23 protein-coding genes and 2 pseudogenes are annotated in these 19,049 nt (G+C 67.2%); 16 read left to right on the top strand and 9 right to left on the bottom strand.

The window, feature by feature from the left end; genetic code table 11:
- Positions 1 to 415: 415 nt before the first annotated feature.
- Positions 416 to 1,357, top strand: a complete 942-nt coding sequence (locus ACWCSD_RS03470) for a D-2-hydroxyacid dehydrogenase family protein (protein WP_449912779.1) — start codon at positions 416 to 418, stop codon at positions 1,355 to 1,357.
- Between the two features lie 16 nt (positions 1,358 to 1,373).
- Here ACWCSD_RS03470 and ACWCSD_RS03465 read toward each other — a convergent pair whose 3' ends face one another.
- The gene (locus ACWCSD_RS03465) at positions 1,374 to 1,943 is read right to left on the bottom strand and encodes a CGNR zinc finger domain-containing protein (RefSeq protein ID WP_449912777.1); all 570 of its coding nucleotides are present in this window, start codon (positions 1,941 to 1,943) and stop codon (positions 1,374 to 1,376) included.
- 71 nt (positions 1,944 to 2,014) lie between these two features.
- Here ACWCSD_RS03465 and ACWCSD_RS03460 point away from each other — a divergent pair, with 71 nt between their 5' ends.
- From ACWCSD_RS03460 to ACWCSD_RS03450, 3 genes are read left to right on the top strand one after another with little or no spacing between them, the layout of a single operon-like run.
- Complete coding sequence (locus tag ACWCSD_RS03460; protein WP_449912775.1) at positions 2,015 to 2,764, top strand: class I SAM-dependent methyltransferase; 750 nt, start codon at positions 2,015 to 2,017, stop codon at positions 2,762 to 2,764.
- Between the two features lie 54 nt (positions 2,765 to 2,818).
- Positions 2,819 to 3,589, top strand: a complete 771-nt coding sequence (locus ACWCSD_RS03455) for an arylamine N-acetyltransferase family protein (RefSeq protein WP_358289250.1) — start codon at positions 2,819 to 2,821, stop codon at positions 3,587 to 3,589.
- Positions 3,590 to 3,629: 40 nt separating this feature from the next.
- Positions 3,630 to 4,334 carry a class I SAM-dependent methyltransferase gene (locus ACWCSD_RS03450; protein ID WP_449912773.1) on the top strand — a complete coding sequence of 235 codons (705 nt, stop codon included), beginning with the start codon at positions 3,630 to 3,632 and terminating at the stop codon, positions 4,332 to 4,334.
- Positions 4,335 to 4,358: 24 nt separating this feature from the next.
- On the opposite strand, the gene ACWCSD_RS03445 is transcribed toward ACWCSD_RS03450, so the two are convergent.
- Positions 4,359 to 4,802, bottom strand: a complete 444-nt coding sequence (locus tag ACWCSD_RS03445) for a hypothetical protein (RefSeq protein ID WP_449912771.1) — start codon at positions 4,800 to 4,802, stop codon at positions 4,359 to 4,361.
- A 406-nt stretch (positions 4,803 to 5,208) separates the two neighbouring features.
- Here ACWCSD_RS03445 and ACWCSD_RS03440 point away from each other — a divergent pair, with 406 nt between their 5' ends.
- Complete coding sequence (locus tag ACWCSD_RS03440; protein WP_397154012.1) at positions 5,209 to 5,877, top strand: hypothetical protein; 669 nt, start codon at positions 5,209 to 5,211, stop codon at positions 5,875 to 5,877.
- 73 nt (positions 5,878 to 5,950) lie between these two features.
- Here the strand turns inward: ACWCSD_RS03440 and ACWCSD_RS03435 are convergent, their stop codons facing one another.
- The gene (locus tag ACWCSD_RS03435; RefSeq protein ID WP_397154014.1) at positions 5,951 to 6,100 is read right to left on the bottom strand and encodes a hypothetical protein; all 150 of its coding nucleotides are present in this window, start codon (positions 6,098 to 6,100) and stop codon (positions 5,951 to 5,953) included.
- A gap of 164 nt (positions 6,101 to 6,264) precedes the next feature.
- Between ACWCSD_RS03435 and ACWCSD_RS03430 the strand changes: the two genes are divergently transcribed.
- The 3 genes from ACWCSD_RS03430 to ACWCSD_RS03420 all read left to right on the top strand — a co-directional run bounded on the left by ACWCSD_RS03430 (position 6,265) and on the right by ACWCSD_RS03420 (position 8,671).
- On the top strand, positions 6,265 to 6,864 hold the full coding sequence (locus ACWCSD_RS03430; RefSeq protein WP_449912768.1) for a hypothetical protein: 600 nt from the start codon (positions 6,265 to 6,267) through the stop codon (positions 6,862 to 6,864).
- A gap of 99 nt (positions 6,865 to 6,963) precedes the next feature.
- Positions 6,964 to 7,524, top strand: a complete 561-nt coding sequence (locus tag ACWCSD_RS03425; RefSeq protein ID WP_449912766.1) for a DUF6461 domain-containing protein — start codon at positions 6,964 to 6,966, stop codon at positions 7,522 to 7,524.
- Between the two features lie 124 nt (positions 7,525 to 7,648).
- A complete protein-coding gene (locus tag ACWCSD_RS03420) occupies positions 7,649 to 8,671 on the top strand; it encodes a hypothetical protein (RefSeq protein ID WP_449912764.1) in 1,023 nt (340 codons plus the stop codon).
- 54 nt (positions 8,672 to 8,725) lie between these two features.
- Here ACWCSD_RS03420 and ACWCSD_RS03415 read toward each other — a convergent pair.
- Together ACWCSD_RS03415 and ACWCSD_RS03410 are read right to left on the bottom strand one after the other, a co-directional pair.
- Positions 8,726 to 8,803: pseudogene (locus ACWCSD_RS03415) on the bottom strand (hypothetical protein); the annotation flags it as partial.
- Between the two features lie 67 nt (positions 8,804 to 8,870).
- Positions 8,871 to 9,008 (bottom strand): annotated as a pseudogene (locus ACWCSD_RS03410) (DUF5984 family protein); the annotation flags it as partial.
- A gap of 399 nt (positions 9,009 to 9,407) precedes the next feature.
- On the opposite strand from ACWCSD_RS03410, the gene ACWCSD_RS03405 reads away from it, so the two are divergent.
- Both ACWCSD_RS03405 and ACWCSD_RS03400 read left to right on the top strand, forming a co-directional pair.
- Positions 9,408 to 9,542, top strand: a complete 135-nt coding sequence (locus ACWCSD_RS03405) for a hypothetical protein (protein ID WP_449912762.1) — start codon at positions 9,408 to 9,410, stop codon at positions 9,540 to 9,542.
- Positions 9,543 to 9,574: 32 nt separating this feature from the next.
- Positions 9,575 to 10,288, top strand: a complete 714-nt coding sequence (locus ACWCSD_RS03400; RefSeq protein WP_449912760.1) for a DUF3027 domain-containing protein — start codon at positions 9,575 to 9,577, stop codon at positions 10,286 to 10,288.
- Between the two features lie 715 nt (positions 10,289 to 11,003).
- On the opposite strand, the gene ACWCSD_RS03395 is transcribed toward ACWCSD_RS03400, so the two are convergent.
- Both ACWCSD_RS03395 and ACWCSD_RS03390 read right to left on the bottom strand, forming a co-directional pair.
- Positions 11,004 to 11,924, bottom strand: a complete 921-nt coding sequence (locus tag ACWCSD_RS03395) for a hypothetical protein (protein WP_449912758.1) — start codon at positions 11,922 to 11,924, stop codon at positions 11,004 to 11,006.
- Positions 11,917 to 12,369 carry an RNA polymerase sigma factor gene (locus tag ACWCSD_RS03390; protein ID WP_449912782.1) on the bottom strand — a complete coding sequence of 151 codons (453 nt, stop codon included), beginning with the start codon at positions 12,367 to 12,369 and terminating at the stop codon, positions 11,917 to 11,919. The genes ACWCSD_RS03395 and ACWCSD_RS03390 overlap by 8 nt, the downstream gene beginning before the upstream one ends.
- Before the next feature lie 244 nt (positions 12,370 to 12,613).
- Between ACWCSD_RS03390 and ACWCSD_RS03385 the strand changes: the two genes are divergently transcribed.
- The 4 genes from ACWCSD_RS03385 (at position 12,614) to ACWCSD_RS03370 (ending at position 15,391) form a co-directional block, all read left to right on the top strand.
- On the top strand, positions 12,614 to 13,078 hold the full coding sequence (locus ACWCSD_RS03385) for a hypothetical protein (RefSeq protein ID WP_397154020.1): 465 nt from the start codon (positions 12,614 to 12,616) through the stop codon (positions 13,076 to 13,078).
- Positions 13,079 to 13,438: 360 nt separating this feature from the next.
- On the top strand, positions 13,439 to 13,765 hold the full coding sequence (locus ACWCSD_RS03380; protein ID WP_397154022.1) for a hypothetical protein: 327 nt from the start codon (positions 13,439 to 13,441) through the stop codon (positions 13,763 to 13,765).
- A 317-nt stretch (positions 13,766 to 14,082) separates the two neighbouring features.
- Positions 14,083 to 14,706, top strand: coding sequence for a hypothetical protein (locus ACWCSD_RS03375; protein WP_397154024.1), 624 nt, complete (start codon positions 14,083 to 14,085; stop codon positions 14,704 to 14,706).
- A 238-nt stretch (positions 14,707 to 14,944) separates the two neighbouring features.
- A complete protein-coding gene (locus ACWCSD_RS03370; protein ID WP_397154025.1) occupies positions 14,945 to 15,391 on the top strand; it encodes a hypothetical protein in 447 nt (148 codons plus the stop codon).
- A 396-nt stretch (positions 15,392 to 15,787) separates the two neighbouring features.
- Here the strand turns inward: ACWCSD_RS03370 and ACWCSD_RS03365 are convergent, their stop codons facing one another.
- On the bottom strand, positions 15,788 to 17,077 hold the full coding sequence (locus ACWCSD_RS03365) for a hypothetical protein (RefSeq protein WP_397154027.1): 1,290 nt from the start codon (positions 17,075 to 17,077) through the stop codon (positions 15,788 to 15,790).
- Positions 17,078 to 17,422: 345 nt separating this feature from the next.
- On the opposite strand from ACWCSD_RS03365, the gene ACWCSD_RS03360 reads away from it, so the two are divergent.
- Together ACWCSD_RS03360 and ACWCSD_RS03355 are read left to right on the top strand one after the other, a co-directional pair.
- The gene (locus ACWCSD_RS03360; protein ID WP_449912755.1) at positions 17,423 to 17,707 is read left to right on the top strand and encodes a hypothetical protein; all 285 of its coding nucleotides are present in this window, start codon (positions 17,423 to 17,425) and stop codon (positions 17,705 to 17,707) included.
- A 150-nt stretch (positions 17,708 to 17,857) separates the two neighbouring features.
- Positions 17,858 to 18,688, top strand: coding sequence for a GntR family transcriptional regulator (locus ACWCSD_RS03355; protein ID WP_449912753.1), 831 nt, complete (start codon positions 17,858 to 17,860; stop codon positions 18,686 to 18,688).
- Positions 18,689 to 18,701: 13 nt separating this feature from the next.
- On the opposite strand, the gene ACWCSD_RS03350 is transcribed toward ACWCSD_RS03355, so the two are convergent.
- Positions 18,702 to 19,007, bottom strand: coding sequence for a hypothetical protein (locus ACWCSD_RS03350; protein WP_397154033.1), 306 nt, complete (start codon positions 19,005 to 19,007; stop codon positions 18,702 to 18,704).
- Positions 19,008 to 19,049: the final 42 nt, after the last annotated feature.

Raw genomic sequence — 19,049 nt, 5'->3', positions numbered from 1 at the left:
GTCACGATCTGCCGCAGGATCAACCAGGAGCGGCAGGAGATTCTGGCGATGCAGATGGACATCGAGTTGAACCGCGATTCCGGCCTGTCGGGAGTCGCTTGACGATTTGTCCGGGACAATTCCCGGAACCCTCGACGGAATGAACTCCCCTCCCTCCGGTCCGCGCCTCCCCTGAGAACGTTTCAGATAGATGTGAACCTATGTGACACCTGAGACGTCTTTTGTTCAGGGAGGCCCACCATGCGCGTCCTTGACGGTCTGGCGTCGCCGGACCTGGAGGAGCTCAACCTGGAGCTGATCCTGGTCGCGGCGCTGCACGAAGAGGCGGAAAGGCTAGCCGCCGAATGAACGGGCTCCAGCTCCCCGGCCCCGCCGGGGAGCTGGAGCAGGGGGCCGCGGCGTAGGATCACGGATCATGCTGCGCTGCGCCGTCCTCGACGACTACCAGGGCGTGGCCCTCGGGCTGGCCGACTGGTCGCGGGTCCGGGCCACGAGCTTCCGAGCCCACTTCACCAGCCAGGACGAGCTGGTGGCGGCCCTGGCGGACTTCGACATCGTGGTCGTCATGCGGGAGCGCACTCCGTTCGGCGCGGAGCTGTTCGAGCGGCTGCCCCGGCTGCGCCTGCTGATCACCACGGGCATGCGCAACGCCTCCGTCGACCTCGACGCCGCCCGCGCCCGCGGGGTCACGGTGTGCGGCACCGGCAGCGCCTCCACCCCGCCGGCCGAGCTGACCTGGGCGCTCATCCTGGGCCTGGCCCGCCACCTGGTGCCCGAGGCGACGGCGATGCGCTCCGACGGCCCGTGGCAGAGCACCGTCGGCATGGACCTGCACGGCGGCACCCTCGGGCTGCTCGGCCTCGGCAAGATCGGGGCGCAGATGGCCCGCATCGGGCAGGCGTTCGGCATGGACGTCATCGCCTGGAGCCAGAACCTGACCGCGGCGCGCGCCGACGAGCTGGGCGTGCGGGCGGTCGCCAAGGAGGAGCTGTTCGCCGAGTCCGACGTCGTCTCCGTCCATCTCGTGCTGAGCGAGCGCACCCGCGGGCTGGTCGGCGCGCGCGAGCTGGCGTTGATGCGGCCCAGCGCCTACCTGGTCAACACCTCGCGGGCGGCCATCGTCGACCAGGCCGCGCTGGCGTCGGCGCTGCGCGAGGGGCTGATCGCGGGGGCCGGGCTCGACGTGTTCGAGACCGAGCCGCTGCCCGCCGGGCACGAGCTGCGCAGACTGCCCAACGTGCTGGCCACCCCCCATCTCGGGTACGTCACCGGCGGCAACTACGAGACCTACTTCCGCGACGCCGTGCAGGACATCGACGCGTTCCTGGCCGGCGCGCCGATCCGCGTCCTGGGCTGACCCGGCTCACCACGGCTCACTCCGCCTTCGCCCTGGCCCGGAAGGCGGCGGTCTTGACGCGGTTCTGGCAGGCCGTGGAGCAGAAGCGGCGGGTGCCGTTGCGGGAGACGTCCACGTAGACGCGGTCGCAATGGGGGGCGATGCAGACGCCGAGCCGGTCGCTGAACTCGCTGCCGAGCACGATCGCGAGCCCGGTCGAGCAGCTCGCCGCCCAGTCGCCCGCCACCGAGCCGCCGGGGCCGTGGAAGTGCAGGTGCCACGGCTCGCCGTCGTGGCGTTCGAGCATCGGCCTGGCCCTGCTCTCCTCCAGCAGCGCGTTCGTGGCCATGGCGGCGGCGTCGACGTCGCCGTCCGCCACCGCGCGGAACACCACGCGCAGCCGGGCCGCGACCTCGGCCAGCTCGGCGGCGTCGGCCGCGCCGATCCCGTGATGGCCGGAATAGACGCTGCCCACCGCGCCGGAGGCGGCCGCGGCGAGGTCGTCGGGGACAGGGAACTCGCGCCCGCGCTGCTCGCCCGGGGTCAGCGCGTTGACCAGCGCCACCGCGACCCGGACGATCGCATCTGTGTGACTGTTGTAATCCACTTGACCGGTTACACCTTCGCGCTCTAAGTTGTGACTGCTCAAATCTTAGACGACAGTTACAGGGAGATCTGATGCTCACTCAGGAAGCCGCGCTGGCATGGATCGAGCGTTGGGACCGTCAGCAGGAGGGCTATCTGCCCGACCGGGAGGCCCGCTTCACCGCGCTGATCGACGCGGTCGAGGCGCTGGGCCGGCCGGACCCCGTGGTCATCGACCTGGGGTGCGGGCCGGGGTCGTTGTCCGCCCGGCTGCTCGAACGCCTGCCCGCGGCCACCGTGATCGCCGTCGACGCCGACCCGCTGCTGCTGGGGCTCGGCCGGACCGCCTACCCGGGGCTGCGGTTCGTCTCTGCCGACCTGCGCACCGGCGGGTGGACCCAGGCGCTCGGCCTCGACCGTCCGGCCGACGCCGCCGTCAGCACCACCGCGCTGCACTGGATCTCGCCCGAGGAGCTTCAGGAGACGTACGCCGAGCTGGCCGGCGTGCTGCGCCCCGGCGGGATCCTGCTCAACGGCGACCACATGGACTCCTCCTCCCCCACCCTGGCCCGGCTGGAGCACGCCGTGCACCAGCGGGAGACCGACCGCGTCTTCGGCGACCGCCGGCCCGAGGACTGGCGCGCCTGGTGGGACGCCATCGCCGCCGACCCGGCCTTCGCCGACCTCAACCAGGAGCGCAGCACGGCCGGCGCATCCCATCACGGCTCGGAGTCCCACCTGGTCGAGCAGCACGTCGGCGCGCTGACCAAGGCCGGGTTCGGCGAGATCGGCACGTTGTGGCAGCGCGGGAACAACCGCCTGCTGTGCGCCGTGCGAAGCTGACCCGCGCCGCCATCCGGCGGGCGCAGGCGGGCGAGACGTGGTTTCCTGTAGGTCATGGACGAGTCGCAAGTCACCCGCTACCTGGACAGATTCGGAGCGTCCCGGCCGGTGCCGCCGGACGTCCACGGCCTGCGGGCCCTGCAGCTCGCGCACCTGCGGGCGGTGCCGTTCGAGAACCTGAGCATCCACCTCGGCGAGCCGATCTCCCTCGCTCCCGACGCCCTGTTCGACAAGCTCGTCACCCGCCGCCGCGGCGGCTTCTGTTACGAACAGAACGGCCTGTTCGCCGCGCTGCTCACCGCACTCGGCTACCGGGTGACCCTGCTCGCGGCGCGGGTGTTCGGCGGCGGCCGGCCGGGGCCGCTGTTCGACCACCTCGCGCTCCGCGTCGACCTGGACGAGCCCTGGCTGGTGGACGTCGGCTTCGGCGACTTCGCCGACGAGCCGCTGCGGATCGACGAGCGCGGCGAGCAGAAGGACGGCGCGGGGGTGTTCCAGATCGTCCCCGCTCCCGGGGAGCACGGCGATCTCGACGTGTCGCACAACGGCGAGCCCGCCTACCGGCTCACCGCGCGGCCGTACGAGCTGGCCGACTTCGTGCCGACCTGCTGGTGGCAGGCGACCTCGCCGGACTCGCACTTCACCAGGTCGCCGGTGTGCTCGATCCGCACGGCGGAGGGGCGTACCACGATCAGCGGGCGCAAGCTGATCGTCACCCGGCAGGGCGAGCGCGCCGAACGCATCCTGAACGAGAACGAGCTGCTTCCGGCGTACCGGGAGCACTTCGGCGTGACGCTCGACCGGGCCCCGGCGGCGGGAGCCTGACCCGGGGGACGTCACCCCGGCTGCACTACGGTGGCCGATCATGGCCGACTACATCTCTCCCATCTTCTACGACCTGCTCGCCGTGCACAGCCACGTACCGGGCGTGCGCGAGAAGTTGCCGTCCCTCCTGGCCGGGGTTCGCCGCAGCGTCCTGGAGGTGGGCGCGGGAACCGGCCTGATCACCACGTCCCTGGCCGAGTGGACGCCCGCCGAGATCTTCGCGCTGGAACCCTCGGCCACGATGCGGGCGGTGCTGCTCTCCCGCCTGGCCGAACGGCCCGACCTGCTCGAACGGGTCACCGTGCTGCCCTGCGACGCCATGGGCCTCGACCTCGACGAGCCGGTCGAGGCCATGGTGATGATCAACGTGTTGTACGCCCTGGAGCCCGGTTACCGCAGGCGGCTCTGGCCCGTCCTGGCCGACCGGCTGGAGCCCGGCGGGCTTCTCGTGCTCACCTGGCGCGACGGCGGTCCGCCGAAGCCGCGGCCCATGCGGCACCTGGACTCCCGGCGGGTGGGCCGCCACACGTACACGGTCTCGTCCGAGATCATCGAGTCGGACGACGAACGCGCCACGTGCCGCTACCTCTACCGGATCACCCGGGACGACGAAGTGCTCAGCGAGGAAGAACTCGTCGGGCACGCCTACCGTCCCGCCTGGGAGGTCCTGCGGGACGAACTCGTGGGCGCGGGTTACGTCCGCACCGCCGCCCCCGACGGCCTCCTGGCCTGGCGACGCGCCTGATCTCCCGGCCGCACCGGGCGGGCCTCAGTCGTCGCTCCAGACGTACCAGCGTCCGTCGAAGTGGCGGTAGGAACCCGGCGCGTCGATGTCCGGCTCACCGTTCGAGCTCCAGGCGAATCCGTAACTGCCGAAGAATCCCGCGTCCTCGATCATGAACCCGAAGGCTCCGCGGGAGCCTTCCAGATACTTGACGGGATAAAGCCCGACCCATCGCCGCTCCTCGGGCGGCTTCCCGTCCGACACCGTCTGCGCGAGGTGCTCAAGACTGCCCCGCGACAACTCGAACCGCACCCTGACCGGCGCGCCGACGTAGACCAGTGCCCCTGCCAGACCCGCGGCCAAGGGCGGCACGACCCAGAACCGCCAGTGACGGCGCAACTCGACCACCCGGTCCCTCCGGAGCAGAGCGCCACCGAGCACGACAAGCCAAGGAACCCCGAACAACACCCAGCCGACGCCGATGGCCATCAACCACATGAAATGCCAGCCGGGAACGCTGGTCGCATAAACCGTTCCCAGAGCCAGTACAACGGCAATCGCTCCCCATGCCCTGTCCCTGACACCCAAGGAATCCTCCGCACGTGACGAGAGCGGACGCGAGGGCCGCCCTTTTTCCATCCTCGAAATCACCAGTCGGCATCCGATCGTTACGAGATATCGTCCGTCCGGCCGACACCTTTCTCTTACTCTTTTCCCTGCTATATCCACGAAATGAAGGACACTGATGAAGCTTCTCTTCGCGGGCCTCGCGACCACGGCCGCAGTCGTGTGCGCGGCAGCCTTGCCCGCTCAGGCCGCATCTCCGGCGACCGCGCAGGCCGCCCCCGCGGACGCGGTGAAAGCCCTGAAAGCCCAACTACTACCAGGCAAGGGCGTGAAGATCACCGAATTAAGCAGCATCACCCTCGATTTCACCGTCGACGGCCAGGACATGCAGGTGGAGGTGAAGACCCGCACCACCGGCACGCTGGCGTTCGGCAAGGGCAAGGTGGCGGCCGCCGACCTCCGCGTCCGCATGTCGTCCCGCCAGAAGGAGTTCGAACCTCCCTACCGGGTCGTGGCCGAAGGCAGAAACGCCTACGTGACCAACCCCGGCATCGCCAAGGCGTTGCCCGCCGGCCGCTCCTGGATCGGCTCGCGGACCAGTGCTCGCGAGAACTCCATCCTCGACATGGGCGCCACCCCGGCCGACCTGAAGTTCATGCTGGATCACTCCTCCGAGGTGGCGCCCGGCGAATACCAGGGCACCTCCACCCTCGCCGCCTACCGGCACAACAAGGCGGCCGAAGGCAGCGTCGAGTTCCACCTGTACTTCGACAAGAACAACCTGCTCACCCGCACAGTCGTCGACTCGACCCCGTCCTCGGACGAGGACGACTACGGCCAGATGGCCTTCCACACCGACACCAGCTTCTCGGGCTGGGGCGCCAAGGTGCAGATCACCGCACCGGCGGCCGGCAAGGTCATCGACGAGAAGAAGCTCACCCCGAAGACCCGCAGGGCCGTCATCAAGGCCGGCTACCCGGAGCCCGGCCCCTTCTGACCACCTGGCACAGGGCCCGGCGTCACCGGCCCGCCGCCCGCACGCCGAGGCGGGGCTGCCGCCGCAGCCCTGCCTATCTTCTCCGCCAGGTCGGCGACGAAGTGCCAGTGCCGGCCCATGAAAAAAAGGGACGCTGTTCGAGTTGCTCCGCGCGAGCCGACGGAGTGCAGCCGGTGAGTTGAAATTGTTCCTCGCCGGGCTCCCCCTGAGGGCCGACATACATTTCCAGGAGTTCACAGGCATGGGCGCCACGCGTTCGCGAAGTGGCGAATCAGTTACCCAGCGCTCCCCCGACGGTCGTTTCGGTGACATCTCCCGCGTTCATTGACGCACCTTTCACGGCCCACGAACGGGAACTCACTTTTCGGCCCCGACGTCTGAGAAGAGGTGAGACGTTCGGCATATTCGAGGCTGCTGCTTACCGCATTAGGGGCCCTGCTCGCCGCCGGTACAGGCGGTTGCTCGACGCATGTCTCGCAATCGGCGTCACGGGCGCACGCCGGCAGGAACACCGTCAGCAACCTCGTCACCGGCGAGAAACGCTCCGCCGAAGAGGTCGACGGCACCGACCGGCGCTGCGGACCCGGCTGGTGTGTCAGCGGCGTCGCCCGCGCCGCCGGCCGGCTGACTGAAGTGATCGTGCAACGCCGGGACGGCTCACGCCGCGGCATCGTCCCCGGCGGGTTCCGCAGAAACCCTCTCTTCCACGACAGATTCGGGTTCTTCGATCCGCCGAAGGTCATCGGCGAGGGTTCCTCCATATCCACAGCCCGTGTCGGGACGTTGGAGAACGGCAGCGTGATCTACGACCGCTGCGCCGACCGGTCCGCTGCGCTCCGGCCGAAAGCGGGCAAGCCGGCCGAAGGTGAGTTGACCGTTCAGGTCGGCGGTTCCCTCTCCGGCGGCCCGTTGTTGTTCTGGCGGGACGACGCCCGCAAGCGATACACGGTCATGGATCTGGCCGCCATCCCCGGGCAGGGCTGCTGACCGACGTTCCTGCGCAGAAGTGTCCGTAGACGAGCCCACCACCGGCCGCCTCCCGACGACGGAGCCTTTCCTGTCGGTGCCGACTGCCAGCATGACGACATGTCCTTGCAGCCCCCCGATGTCTCCTGGCTCCGCGGCGAATACGCCGAGGAGTGCTACAGCTTCATCTACGTGCGCGCCACGCCCGAACAGGTGGTCGCGCGCCTCGGCGGCCGCTGGGAGGACTTCACCCCGGGCCCCTTCCTCGAAGACCCGGACCCCAGGGCCCCTGTCGGCGTCACCTCCATCGGCGACTGGACGTTCATCTCCGAGCCCGACTGGCTCGGCACCTGCGAAGACCTGATCACCGAGCTGTCCACGGGCACCCGCCTCGTCTCCCAGGCAGCACTCGGCGTCAAGGGCCTCGACTACTTCTACTGGTGCGAGGACGGCGAGATCAGATTCGGCTGGGGCGGCGACGACGGCTTCCTGACGGAAACGCCCGCCGAACTCCTGGACACGATGGAGGAGATCGACAGGCTCTACCCGTCCCGTCCCCGGCTCTACGAAGGCCCCGCCTTCCTGCTCGTCGAGCACCTGACCGGCATCAGGACGACGGAGCACCTGCTCAAGAGCTCCACGTTCAGATGGGGCGTCCTCCCACCTATGACCAAGCCCTGACGCCGACGCGTCGAAGCCGAGTCGTCCCCATGGCGCCGCTTGTCGGTGGTCATGTGCCCACGTCTCCCCGCGAGGCGGGATGTTGTGCCACCATGATCGCCTTGTGTGCGGCAAGGGAGGCTGTTTGGTCGTCTTCTCCTGTGCGTCGTGCGGCGCCGTGTTGACCGCGCGGGTGGCGCGGGTGGCGCTCCCCGACCACTCCGGCCAGAAGTACGGCCATGACCTGCTCCCCGGTCTGCTGGAGCCGGGAACATACGTCGTGGACCCTGGGGATGGCCGAGCAAGGGCTCCCTTGACGCCCGAACCGGAAGATCACGGCGTCCGGCAATTGATGTACTGCATCACGGGCCCTCCGGACAGGATCGGGATCGCGCCGGGCGACGTCCGCGGAACCGTCTTCATCCCGGACCGGTTGGGCGGCTGCTGTTGCGGCTGGGACGGCCAGTACGGCCCCAACCTGGCCTGCGCCGGGTGCGGCTGCCCGGTGGCGACCCGCGTCGACGACTGCGGGTTCTGGCAGGTGGTGTGGCTGGAACCGGACGCCGTGCGTCCCGTCGCCGTCGCCGGCCCCGTCCAACGCGTGATGGGCTGGACGGAACTGCCGAGCACGCCGCCCGTTGATCCGCTTGGTTTCTGGAGCCCCCAGTGGGAGGCCGCAATCGCGGTGGCCCTGGCACATTTGGTGGTGGTTTCGGGCGGCAGGCGGGTGTCCGTCCCTGAGGGGCTCGTCGCGGAGACGTTTCGCCGGACGATCGACAGCCTGCTCCCTCCCGGGCCGCCGGAACGACACCTCGTCCTGGCCGGCCCCGGCCTGTCCACCTCGATCACGGACCTCGCCCTGGTGCCGAAGCACCCGCAGACCGGTGAGGTATGGCCGTGCGACGCGGGCACGGTGGTGCCGCTCGCTGCGGACGTGTGGACGTACCTGGCCTTCGACGACGATCGACGGCTCATGCCCGCGGCGCGCGGGATGCCTGCCGCCGTCCGCCGCGACGACCCGCCCGCGCTGCTGCCACACACGCTGTTCCATCCCGATGGGCGCGCATTCTTCAACGCACTGGAGCGCCTGACGGCAGTTCGGCAACCATGGCTGCGCCGCATCCACGACTCGATGAAGGACCGCCCGTACCTGGCCCCGTTCGCGTAGGCCTCCGCGCTCAAGCTCAGCAATCCGCTTCTCCATGGCCGTGATCACCTGACGTCCGAAATCCTCGATCGCTGCGACGAACTCCGAGGTGGGCAAGACGACACGACCAGTGAGAGGACCCGCAAGAGCCACCTCATCGCGGGTTGCGTGCCGACTGAGAGCGGTCCAGCAGGACTCCGGAAGGCCATCAAGACCTTCATCATCGATGAGGGACTCCGACGTCCTCCCACAACCGCACCACGTAGTAGTCCGCGTAGGGCATGTCGCCGTCTCCGCTGCGCCTGAACAGCTCATGACCGTCGGCCTCGATCCAGTACCAGCCGTCAGTCAGCGCAAGCCATGCAGGACGGGTCGATCACCACCCCATGGCGCGACCTCAGAGAGCGGACGCATCCGGAAGCGAAATTTGATCAACCATTCATCCTTCCTCGCGCCACGGCACCAGACAACCTTCCGATACCGCCCCCTACACAGCCCTGCCACGGTTCCAAGGCGATCTGATCACGGGCCACGGCAACGAGCTCGGCTTCGCTTATGGTGCGCACATGCGCCGCTTATGCGTGATCGCACCATGCCAGGACGATGATCGGATGCCCCTCTGCGTCGATGACTCGCCTCCCATAGCAGGGTCCACCGGCGTCAGAGACGACCTGCACTTCATCGCACCGTCTCTGGACGGGCAGAGCGCGGCCGTCTGGCTGTCAGCACCAGCGACGTCAACTTCTCCGCCGACAGCGTGGCGGCTCTCACGCCGGGGCTGGTGCTGGTCCAGGGGTACGCCGACGGACGGTCGCCGGTCGATTGGGACAACATGACGATCACCCGGGAACAGTTCGACCGCCAGGGCCAGGATCCGGCCGGCTGTGAATGATCACATATAACCCTGAGGATCATCACTGACCAATGACAAATACTCCCGACCATGCTGGCTATAGCGACGCCGAGCGCTCCGCAATTCACGAACGGTGGCTTGCGGAGCGCCATCGCCGTACCGAGGATCCCGATTATCGAGAAGAGTGGTACCCCAAGCAGTGCGGCGCCTGCCGATTCTGGTTCCCGCTGGCCGGCGCGCTGGGCACCGATTACGGTGCGTGCGCGAATGCGGCCTCCCCCTTCGACGGGCGGATCCGTTTCGAGCATGACGGGTGTGACGCCTTCCAGGAGTCGGGAACCTGGTCCGTTCCGGAGGACCACGAGACGTATCGACGGCGAAGGCTGTACCTCGACACGCTGAACAACACGGACGAGCGTGGCTTGTCGCTGCTGCGCGACGCGCTGACCGAAGAGCCCGACCGGGAGCTGGCACTGGCCGTGATCCTGCGTGCGCTGGAGGCGGTGACCGCGGAGGAGCGGCGAGAGTGGATCGATCTGGCCCCTGCCGGACAGGATCGGGAGCGAGCCGAGGCCCGCGCGAAAGACCTCGAACTCCTGGCGGGCGGGCCGGCCGGTCAACCCGGCGAGTGGTCGGAGTGGATGCAGCTCAGGCTCGCGGCGACCACCTCCGATCCGGCGACCCTCGAAACCCTCACCCGGGCGGGGCGCACGAAACGCGTCAGGCGCCTGGCCACAGAACGCAAGTGGGCGATGCACGACCCCGGCCCCCCACCCGCCACCTGAGGACGAATCACCCAGCATTTGTACGACTACCTGCTCCCCGGCATCGTCAAGAGCACCGACACCGACTTCGATGTCTTCGTGGCTCCCTGCCGGGGCGTTCAGCACGCAACGAGAACGCTCGGCGCGGGCATCTCTGCTGATCATCCAGTGCGCGAGGGAAGCGGTCCTGACCACGAGGCCGAGGCGAAGTGCTCCACCAGACGAACGACATTGCCCCCGTCCCCCAGGCCCACTCTGTTCGTCCTGGGCCGACGGCAGGCGGGATGAACGAACTCACGCCCTAGCCGCGCAGCGAGAGTGTTAGCAAGATCGCAACATTGTTCTGACAAATAACGAAGCCCCTGACGGCATAACGCCTGCTCAGGGGCTTCCTGTTGCAGAGCCGACGAGGGGAATCGAACCCCGTGACGACAGACCGAGCGGCGACCCATCGACCAGTAGACCTCATCCAATCGCAACGACGAAAGGGCGTCAGCTCACGTAACGCATTCTGGGAGACCGGAACCGAAGTCAGCGATCGTCACGGCCTGCACCACTTCGATGCGCACCCGGGCGAGAGAAGCCGTTCCTGATCATCAGATTCCATCCCGTACTACATTCATAGATTTCGTGGGAGCGGGTCGCCGCGTCGTCGGTAGTGGCCGGGTCAGGGCACGCGTCTGGCGAAGCCGCCGGAAGTCCGACCGGGCCAAGACGTGGTCGACAGCGATAGCCCTCAGCGGGGCCGGTCCAGGTCGAAAGCCACACCGGCCAGGCGGATCGTCCGTACCCTCGGGTCCTTGAGCAGCTCCCGCAGCTCGCGGACAGAGCTGAGCTGGTCCACATAGCCGTAGGCGAGCCCGGCCTCGGCTGACTTGCGCAGCCGAGCCAAGGACAGGTCGAAGGATCGCAGGTTGGCGTTGTCGTAGTCTCGCAGCAGGGCAACCCAGTCGCGGAACTGCGGCAGGTTGCCACCGCACATGTCCTCGGTCCTGTCGCCGCCCTTGCCGAGGTCCATCGCGTCGTTCCAGTAGTCGAAGCCCCAGGTGACAGGGAGGGAGCCGGGTCTGCGCTCGTACACGATCCGTTCGGCGCAGGTGCCGTACTGCTTCACGACCGACTTCATCTCGGCCTCGCCGAGCGGCTGCTCGAACTCCACCACCGCCAGCGAGCTGAGGTCGGCGGGCAGCCGGGCGAGCACCGCGCGCACGTCGTCCTTGGTCGCCAGCGTGGTGCCCATGTCGAACAGAGACTGGGAAAGCCTGGTGTGGGCGGTGCTGCCCAACGGCAGGCGACCCACGCGGCCGAAGAAGTCCTGACTGATCGCGTACGACTCGCTCCCGGCCGGCCAGTCTCCGGTCGGCGCGATGGGACGCGCGGCCACCTCGAACGACATCGAGACGGGCGTGGTCTGGCAACAGGAGCCGATCGTCACCGTATGCGCCGGGTTGTAGATCTTGAATGCGGTGCCGAGCACGGCCTGCATACGGCGTTCCCGGTCGCCGCGGGTCTGCACCAGGGACGAGCCCTCGGTCGCGGCCACCGCGAGCAGCGCCAGCACGGCCAGGACGATGGTGACCGTCCTGAACAACCCCCGCCGGACCGCGCGCCGGGTGCGCTTGGGGTCGAAGTCCGGCAGGTCTGGCATTTCAGGCATGTCCATTGCTCTCCTCGTAAAGGTCAGCGAAGGCGGCCCTCGCCCGCCACACCGCGGTCTTGATCGAGTTGTGCGACCTGCCGGTCATCGCGGCCACCTCCACCATCGAGAAGCCCTCGAAGTAGACCAGCGTGAGCAGCCGGCGTTGCTGCTCGGGCAACCGTTCGAGCGCGTCGTGCACGTCCAGCGACTCCACGTGCAGCGGCGGCACACCCAACTCGTCAGGGTTCGGTAGGGCCATCTCGCGGCGGCTCCTACGTACGTGATCGACCAGGACGTTGCGCGCGATCGTAAGCAGCCACGCCGCCGCGTTATCACCCCGCCAACCGAGCAGAGCTCTGGTCGCTTTGACGAACGTCTCCTGCGCCAGGTCCTCGGCGAGATGCGGATCGCGGATCCTGCGCAAGAGGAACCCGCACACGAGCGGCCAGTGCTCGCGATACAGCTCCTCGATGATGTCGCCCCCCGAACGGTTTCGATTGTCACGTCACATACAGACGCCACCGCGGCGAGAATGGTCACACGGGTTGCCGATCAATGTGCCGGAAGCATGACGTCGCAGCAGAACCAAGGCCGCCCCCGCGACCGAGTGCCGGCATGAGCGCCGTCAACGGTGCATCAGGTGAACGGACATGCTGTGGGCGGATTCCAGGGCCCCTTCTCATCGCGTGCCATGCTGAGATGGCGGAGTGAACGAAGCCGATCGCGCTGCGGTGCTCGCCTTGCAGAATCTCTTCGCGACGCTGGGCGCCGATGCCCCTCAGGAGTGGGCTGCCTCAGAGATCTCAGAGGACATACCTCAGCTGGCCGGCTTCTTGGCGCTGCGGCGCATATGGCCAGACTTGATCAATGGCTGGACCACGCCGGGAGCGCTGGAAGGCATTCCCGCGGCTGCTCGACTGCTCGCCGACGGCGCGGACCCCGCCGACCTTGCGCGGGTCGCCCAGGTGGCCGCCTACGAAACAGCGTTCAGTCTCCTTCACAGCCTCACCGCCCACGGCCGCGACGACGACGCACCCACGGACACCCCTGGCTGGCGCCTCATGGAAACCACACCGTCAGGCGAACTCACTGGCAGGGCCGTACAAGGTCTTCATGAGAGCCTGCTCACCATGGACCCCTCAGGGCGCGACGGGCAGGACATCTTCGGCTAGAGACGGTTGCTGTACAACCCTGCTGCACGAGATCGAAAAGGCCCTCCCCCGATCACGGGAAAGGGCCTTCTACGTGCAGAGCCGACGAGGGGAATCGAACCCCTGACCTTCTGTTTACAAGGTCCCCAAAGGATCTTCGTGGGCGTTCATAGGCGTCCGCCACCTCGTCTACCGGCACCCTCGCCGTTCGTCTCCGTCCGCCGCAGTTCATGCTCGTCCGTTCGGGTGGCTCCCAAGGTGGCTCCCAGAAATCGCCCCGCGACCATGGCTTACTTGTACGCCTCTGCCCATCTCGACCACCAGCCGGTGAGTTCCCACCCAGCCGTTGTGATCGTCGACACGGCTGACAGACTGCGCGATATGAGCGAGGTCCTGCGGCACGTCCCCTTCCCGTTTCCCGATGACACTTTCCCGCCCGGCCTCGTGGCCGTCGTACAGAGGACGGTGATCTCCGGCGAGTTGCCCGCGCTCATCGTGATTCACGACGACGAGAACGATTGGCTCATTGGCGACGACGTCACCGACGCCAGCGACCCGGATGCTTCGGCAATCTGTCACGTCGCTCATGTCGTGGACCTCGATCCGAGCGTGGCCGAAACCGCGTCTCTCCCGTGTGGGTATGCCGCACGCAGAACCTCGAAAGATGAGCCATGGGTGGTTGAGGAGTGGTACTACGAGGAGGAGTAGGTCTTGACCTGCGCGTCCAGCGGCACCCCGCCCGCCTGATTGAGCGGGTGACGGGAATCGAACTCGTGCTGTCAGCTTGGGAATAGGCTACTCATCTTGCGGTCCTGAGCTGGGGGGACAAGGGTGCAGGTGAAGGCGGGTCAGGTGACCGTGAGTCTCCGTAATTTACCGCCGAGCGCCGCTCGTTCTGGCATGGATCTGGCGCGCGATCGATGCCTCTGTGTTGTGGCATTGTCGGTCGAAGCTGGCAGCATCATGGACGTGGACGACTTCAGGCCCTCCTCCAGCGGCCGGCCCCCGCACGCGGAGTGCAGATCATGACCGAGGATGAAATCTTCGAAGCGATACGGTCAGACGCTGGGCCCGATGTCCTACCGGTGGCCTCGCCCGAGGCTGTCGCCGAGGCTGAAGACGCCATCGGTTACCCGCTCCCTTCGCTGCTGCGACGGTTGTATCTGGAGGTGGGAAACGGAGGTTTCGGTCCTCGCGGTGGCATCATCGGTGTACGGGGCTATGACTTCTGGCGAAGCGACATCTACGCGGACATCACTGAGTCGGCTCTTGCGTTTCGTACTGATCCTTGCGAACCACGGCCGGGCATGATCCAGTTGTTGGACTGGGGATGTGCGATCGCGTCACTGCTGGATTGCAGTGATCCCCAAGGGGCGATGTGGGGATGGGACCCCAATTTGTGCTGCTTGGATCACGCGCTCTTTCCGCAGGACATCACCTTCGCGTCGTGGCTCGCCGAGTCGATCGGCCGCGATTTCGACGAACCGTTCTATGACGGTTACTTCGAGGTCTCGCCGCAAGAGGCGGTAGAGAACGCGATGAGCCCCATCGGAGAAGAGGAGGAACCGTGCAGGTGGTCGCCGTCTGTATGGGTGAAGGGCAGGAAGGCCGACGTCTCTGGGAGCGCCGTCATACGTCCGAATGACTGACGGGTTGGCTTCGTAAAGAGCGCGAGCCCCGGCTCAGGAGGGGCGCTTCCCCCCACGATCTGGGCCATCACGCTGAGAGCGGGTGACAGGAATCGAACCCACACTGTCAGCCTGGGAACATCATCGATCACGGCCTGCTCCCGGATCTTGGGGCTCGGCCCTGTCCTGGTGTCCCAGAGGGCGTTCGTGACCGTCGAAAGTGGCGAGGCATCTTAAATTTAGGACATAAGGTGTCTCCGTGAATGTGATCGAGTTCCGCGTTGAAGGGCCGGTCGCCCCCAGCGTCTATCTGCACATGGACATCCTGATCGATGGCATCAATCTCATCGAACTCGCACGCGTCGTCGAACTACCACTGGCCTCCAACCCAAGCATCGCGGGTGCCTATGCGGGGCTATTGGAGCGGGACTTGATCTGCTGGCCAAGCACTCATTTCCTCGGGGCACCCCATCTCCAATGGTTTTCCGAAGGAGAGACGGTGCTGCTGGGCTGCGAATGCGGCGAGTGGGAATGCTGGCCGTTGACCGCGCAGGTCGAGGTGACCGAGCAGATCGTCACTTGGTCTGGGTTCCGTAACGGCCACCGTCGCAATTGGAACCTCAGAGCGCTGGGTCCTTTCGTCTTCGACAGACAGCAGTACGAGACGGCTCTCCGCAGAACCGCCGCCTCCCCGAAGCTGTCTTGACCACAAGCTCACCGTGTAGCTCCCAGACGCCGGGGAGCCCCCTCGGCATGGAGCTGGACCGCAACGACCCTGCTCAGTGAGCCGTGCTGAGGAACGAAGCACGGATCGTCGATCGCCCCCAGCCATCTACGACGACCGGCCATGCCGTGGCGATCGTAGGGCTGCACCTGTGCGGCGGCGTGGCAACCCCGGCCGGTGCGTTTGGTTGGTCCGGCGGGGCCGGCGTGCGGTGGCCGGCCCGGTGTCCCGCCGCCGTCCGGGACCGGCCCCCAGGCCGCACGCCCGGACGGCGGGCGGGCGGAGGGCCGGGGGTACGGCGGCGCGCCGCGCCGCCGCTTGATACCTAAAAGAACAACTCGGCAATTCGGCAGACCCGCAAGTACGCCCTCGTTGCTCTCAATCGAGCAGGTCAGGACGGCGGCTGGTCAAGGCTCTCCGGGCGGTTACGAAGCGTTCGTGGAACTCTTCGGCAAGTGCCTCGCGTCGGTAGCGTTGCCGTAGTACGCGGTCGAGATCTCCGGCGCGGTTCACGAGGTCTGTGAGCGATCGGCGGTCGATGTCGAATGCGGCCAGGCCCTCGTCAACTGCTGCGTCGAGTTCTCCTCGGCGGGCGTGGACGATACCGAGATCGATGTGTGCGTCGGCGACTCGCATGGGGGCGTTTGAGGTGCCGTCTGGGCGGGTGTGCATCTGGATGGTTTCGCGGGCGTGTTCTTCGGCGCGGTCGTCGTCGGCGAGCCAGGTGTAGCAGGTGGCGGCGTAGAAGACCCACTTGGCGTGGTCGAAGACGAAGTGGTGGTCTGGGTGGTCGGGCATAGGCAGGCTGCTGAGGACTTCGGCTCCGCGGGTCAGGGCACGGTCGGCTTCCCGGCGCTCTCCGATGCGGGCCAAGCCACGGGCTTCTTGGAGAGTGAGTTGGACCATGGCACTGCTGGTGCCGGCGACTGCCTGGCCCATGCGGGCGGAGGTGACGACGTCTTCATAGCGGCCTTCAACGAGGGCGAACCACGCGGACATCTCGTGTGCCCAGCCCATGAGTTCGCCGTGTCCGACCTGGCGGCCCATCTCGAACGCGGCCCGTCGAGCTGTCTCGGCTTCTTCCCTCTCACCCAGGTCATAGTGCACGCATCCCAGTAGCGCGGTCAGCCATCCAGTGATCACGAGCAGTTCGCGATGCTGATCGAGAGTGAGGCGCCCAGACAGTAGGTGGTTGATCTGGGCGAGGCGCTTTTGGGTGCGGTCGCGGAGCGTGCCTGCGGGCACGACCGGATAGGCGCGGCACAACAGGTCGACGGCCTCGGCAAGGGCCTCCAGGGTGCCGGTTCCGACGTCGGATGCCTGGAGTTGCTGGGCGAGTTCCATCGTCCCGTAGAGATCGGCTTCGGCTCGCAGCGCGTCGGCTGGGATGACGCGAGCCTCGATGATGCGGCTGTCGTTCTGCCTTCCCTGGAAGAACCCGAGTGCTTCCGGTTCCAGTCCGGTCAGTTGCGTCAGCGCGAGTCGGTAGGGCGTGCGAGGCCATCGGACTTCGCCGGCCTCCCAGCGGCGGACCCGTTCCTCGTCACACGTCAGGCGTTCGGCGATACCTACCGGCGTGGCATTGATGCGGTCGGCCATGTCCGCGCGAGTGAGCCTGTGCTCGTTGCGCCAGGCACGTAGCCGCACGTTCGGGATGTAGTCGGGCATCTGCGGGTCTTCCTCCCGGCTGGGGGCTCGAAAGGGGAAACAAGGGGGCCGTTCAGGGGTCCTGCAGAAACGCGGTTGCCGGTGGACTTGTCATCAAGCAACCACGGTACGTCACGCGGCCTCCCGCCACAGGGAACGCCGGATGAACGAGGAGATGGCGACGGTGACCCGGCCAGACGAGACAAGCAAGACGTCGTGCTGCCCCGCCTGCCGGGGACGCGGGATCAAGCTGCGTGACTCACGCCGTGCGCTCCTCATCGGCGACGACGACGGAGATCAGACCTTGGGTGAGGAGCGGGAGTGTCTCGACTGCCTCGGAAGCGGCCGGGCCGAAGGGAGCGTGAAATGAATTCGATCATTCAGGCGGTGAACGCGGGCTTCGCGCAGAGTCAAAACGAGGGCATCATGCTCGTCCGGCTGCGTGACCGTCTCACGGGCCTCGGCGTGAACGCCGAGCTGCGCGACAACAACAGCGTGCTGCTGGTGCACAGGCCGGTGGAGGGGCTGCCGGTGTGGGTGTGCGTGGGGTACGGCGGCGCCTACTACTCCTGGCAGAGCGCCGAGAAGCGGCACCCGACCAGCGACCCGGAGGGCGCGGCGAACGTCCTGGCTGAGTACGTCGCCAGGTGATGACGGGCACGGCGAGGCAGAGGTGATCCCTTCCAAAGGGGGGTGAGGGTCATCGTCCGGTCTCGCCGTGCCTTCCCCGGCAGGCAGTTGCAGTGGCGTCCCCCGCGGCACCCTTCCCAGCCCGGTCGCTGCGCTGCCTGCCGGTTCTTCATGTCCGGCTCCCGCTTCCGCGAAGCACATGGACAGGCGGCGGCAAGCCGGATACGCTCAAACTTGGTAAAACAACCTGTCGGGTGTTGGACGGTCAGAATGTCGCTAGAGTCCGTACCGCCGAAGTATGCGCAGCTTGTGCAGGCCCTTCAACGGCGTATCGAGTCGGGGACCTATCCGCCCGGTTCCATGCTCCCCAGTGAGCACCAGCTCATCCAGGAGTTCAGCGTCTCCCGCCCTACGGTTGTGGCGGCGCTTCGGGTGCTGCGTGAGCAGGGCTGGATCGAGTCTCAGCAGGGCAAGGGGCGGTTCGTGCGGGGCCGTCCGGCGATGGCGTCGGTGGAGTCCAATCGTCCTGGACAGGCGTACCTGACCAACCCGGAGACGGACACCTCGGGTGAGTTGGTCGAGGCCGGCGCGGTGGCGCTGCCCAACCGGGTAGCGGTGCTGTTGGATGCGCAGCCTAAGAGCAAGGCGTTCCTACGTCGGCGGCTGGTCGTGCGCGATGGTAAGCCGAGTGAGTTGGTGTCGCTGTGGCTGCCTCTGGAGCTGTCCGAGGGCACCGACCTGACCAGCGGTGAGGCGCTGCCGCAGGGCGTCCGGCAGCATCTCCAGTCGCGCAAGGGGGTGCGCTTCGATCACATCATGGAGCAGATCACCGCCCGCATGCCCACGGCCCAGGAGGCAAAGCAGCTCGGCATGCCGAAGAACGTACCGCTGCTGGCGGTCTTCGGTGCCGTTCGGGATGCCTCCGGCCGGCCGTTGGTCGTGGTGGAGGTGCTGCTTCCGGCGGATCGCCACGAGCTGGACGACGCCTACCCGATCGACTGACCGGCGCTTCCGGCTACTTGTGCAGCGCCAGCCCCGCCCAGAGAACGGTCACCGCGAGTAGGGCCAGGGTGAAGACAATGGCGGCGCTGCGCCGTCGGGAGACGAGGGCGAGGACGAGCCCCAACATGGGTGCGCCGACTCCGACGATCACCATGGCGTTTCCGCAGATTTGAGAGAGCTGCCGGTTCGTTGCCTGCCCTCCGACGAGGGCAAAGCCGTAGCTGAACCACAGCACTCCCAAGAGGGGTGTGCCCAGGATCCATAAGAGGAACAGCAGCCATGGCCAGGCGGCATCCTTGGGCGGCGGGCCCGGTTCCATGATCTGGATTCTTCCCCTGAGGCTTCCGGTCGGCCAGCGACT

It is taken from the genome of Nonomuraea sp. NPDC001684, assembly GCF_053596515.1.
Note: the sequence above shows the minus strand (reverse complement) of the source record. Positions and strands in the feature narration are given on the sequence as shown.

Excerpts from the sequence above, each read along its gene's own strand:
- ACWCSD_RS03470 (WP_449912779.1), top strand. The coding sequence starts at position 416 with ATGCTGCGCTGCGCCGTCCTCGACGACTACCAGGGCGTGGCCCTCGGG.
- ACWCSD_RS03460 (WP_449912775.1), top strand. The coding sequence starts at position 2,015 with ATGCTCACTCAGGAAGCCGCGCTGGCATGGATCGAGCGTTGGGACCGT.
- ACWCSD_RS03455 (WP_358289250.1), top strand. The coding sequence starts at position 2,819 with ATGGACGAGTCGCAAGTCACCCGCTACCTGGACAGATTCGGAGCGTCC.
- ACWCSD_RS03450 (WP_449912773.1), top strand. The coding sequence starts at position 3,630 with ATGGCCGACTACATCTCTCCCATCTTCTACGACCTGCTCGCCGTGCAC.
- ACWCSD_RS03445 (WP_449912771.1), bottom strand. The coding sequence starts at position 4,802 with ATGGCCATCGGCGTCGGCTGGGTGTTGTTCGGGGTTCCTTGGCTTGTC.
- ACWCSD_RS03435 (WP_397154014.1), bottom strand. The coding sequence starts at position 6,100 with ATGTATGTCGGCCCTCAGGGGGAGCCCGGCGAGGAACAATTTCAACTC.
- ACWCSD_RS03425 (WP_449912766.1), top strand. The coding sequence starts at position 6,964 with ATGTCCTTGCAGCCCCCCGATGTCTCCTGGCTCCGCGGCGAATACGCC.
- ACWCSD_RS03400 (WP_449912760.1), top strand. The coding sequence starts at position 9,575 with ATGACAAATACTCCCGACCATGCTGGCTATAGCGACGCCGAGCGCTCC.
- ACWCSD_RS03395 (WP_449912758.1), bottom strand. The coding sequence starts at position 11,924 with ATGCCTGAAATGCCAGACCTGCCGGACTTCGACCCCAAGCGCACCCGG.
- ACWCSD_RS03380 (WP_397154022.1), top strand. The coding sequence starts at position 13,439 with ATGAGCGAGGTCCTGCGGCACGTCCCCTTCCCGTTTCCCGATGACACT.
- ACWCSD_RS03375 (WP_397154024.1), top strand. The coding sequence starts at position 14,083 with ATGACCGAGGATGAAATCTTCGAAGCGATACGGTCAGACGCTGGGCCC.
- ACWCSD_RS03365 (WP_397154027.1), bottom strand. The coding sequence starts at position 17,077 with ATGCCCGACTACATCCCGAACGTGCGGCTACGTGCCTGGCGCAACGAG.
- ACWCSD_RS03360 (WP_449912755.1), top strand. The coding sequence starts at position 17,423 with ATGAATTCGATCATTCAGGCGGTGAACGCGGGCTTCGCGCAGAGTCAA.
- ACWCSD_RS03355 (WP_449912753.1), top strand. The coding sequence starts at position 17,858 with ATGTCCGGCTCCCGCTTCCGCGAAGCACATGGACAGGCGGCGGCAAGC.
- ACWCSD_RS03350 (WP_397154033.1), bottom strand. The coding sequence starts at position 19,007 with ATGGAACCGGGCCCGCCGCCCAAGGATGCCGCCTGGCCATGGCTGCTG.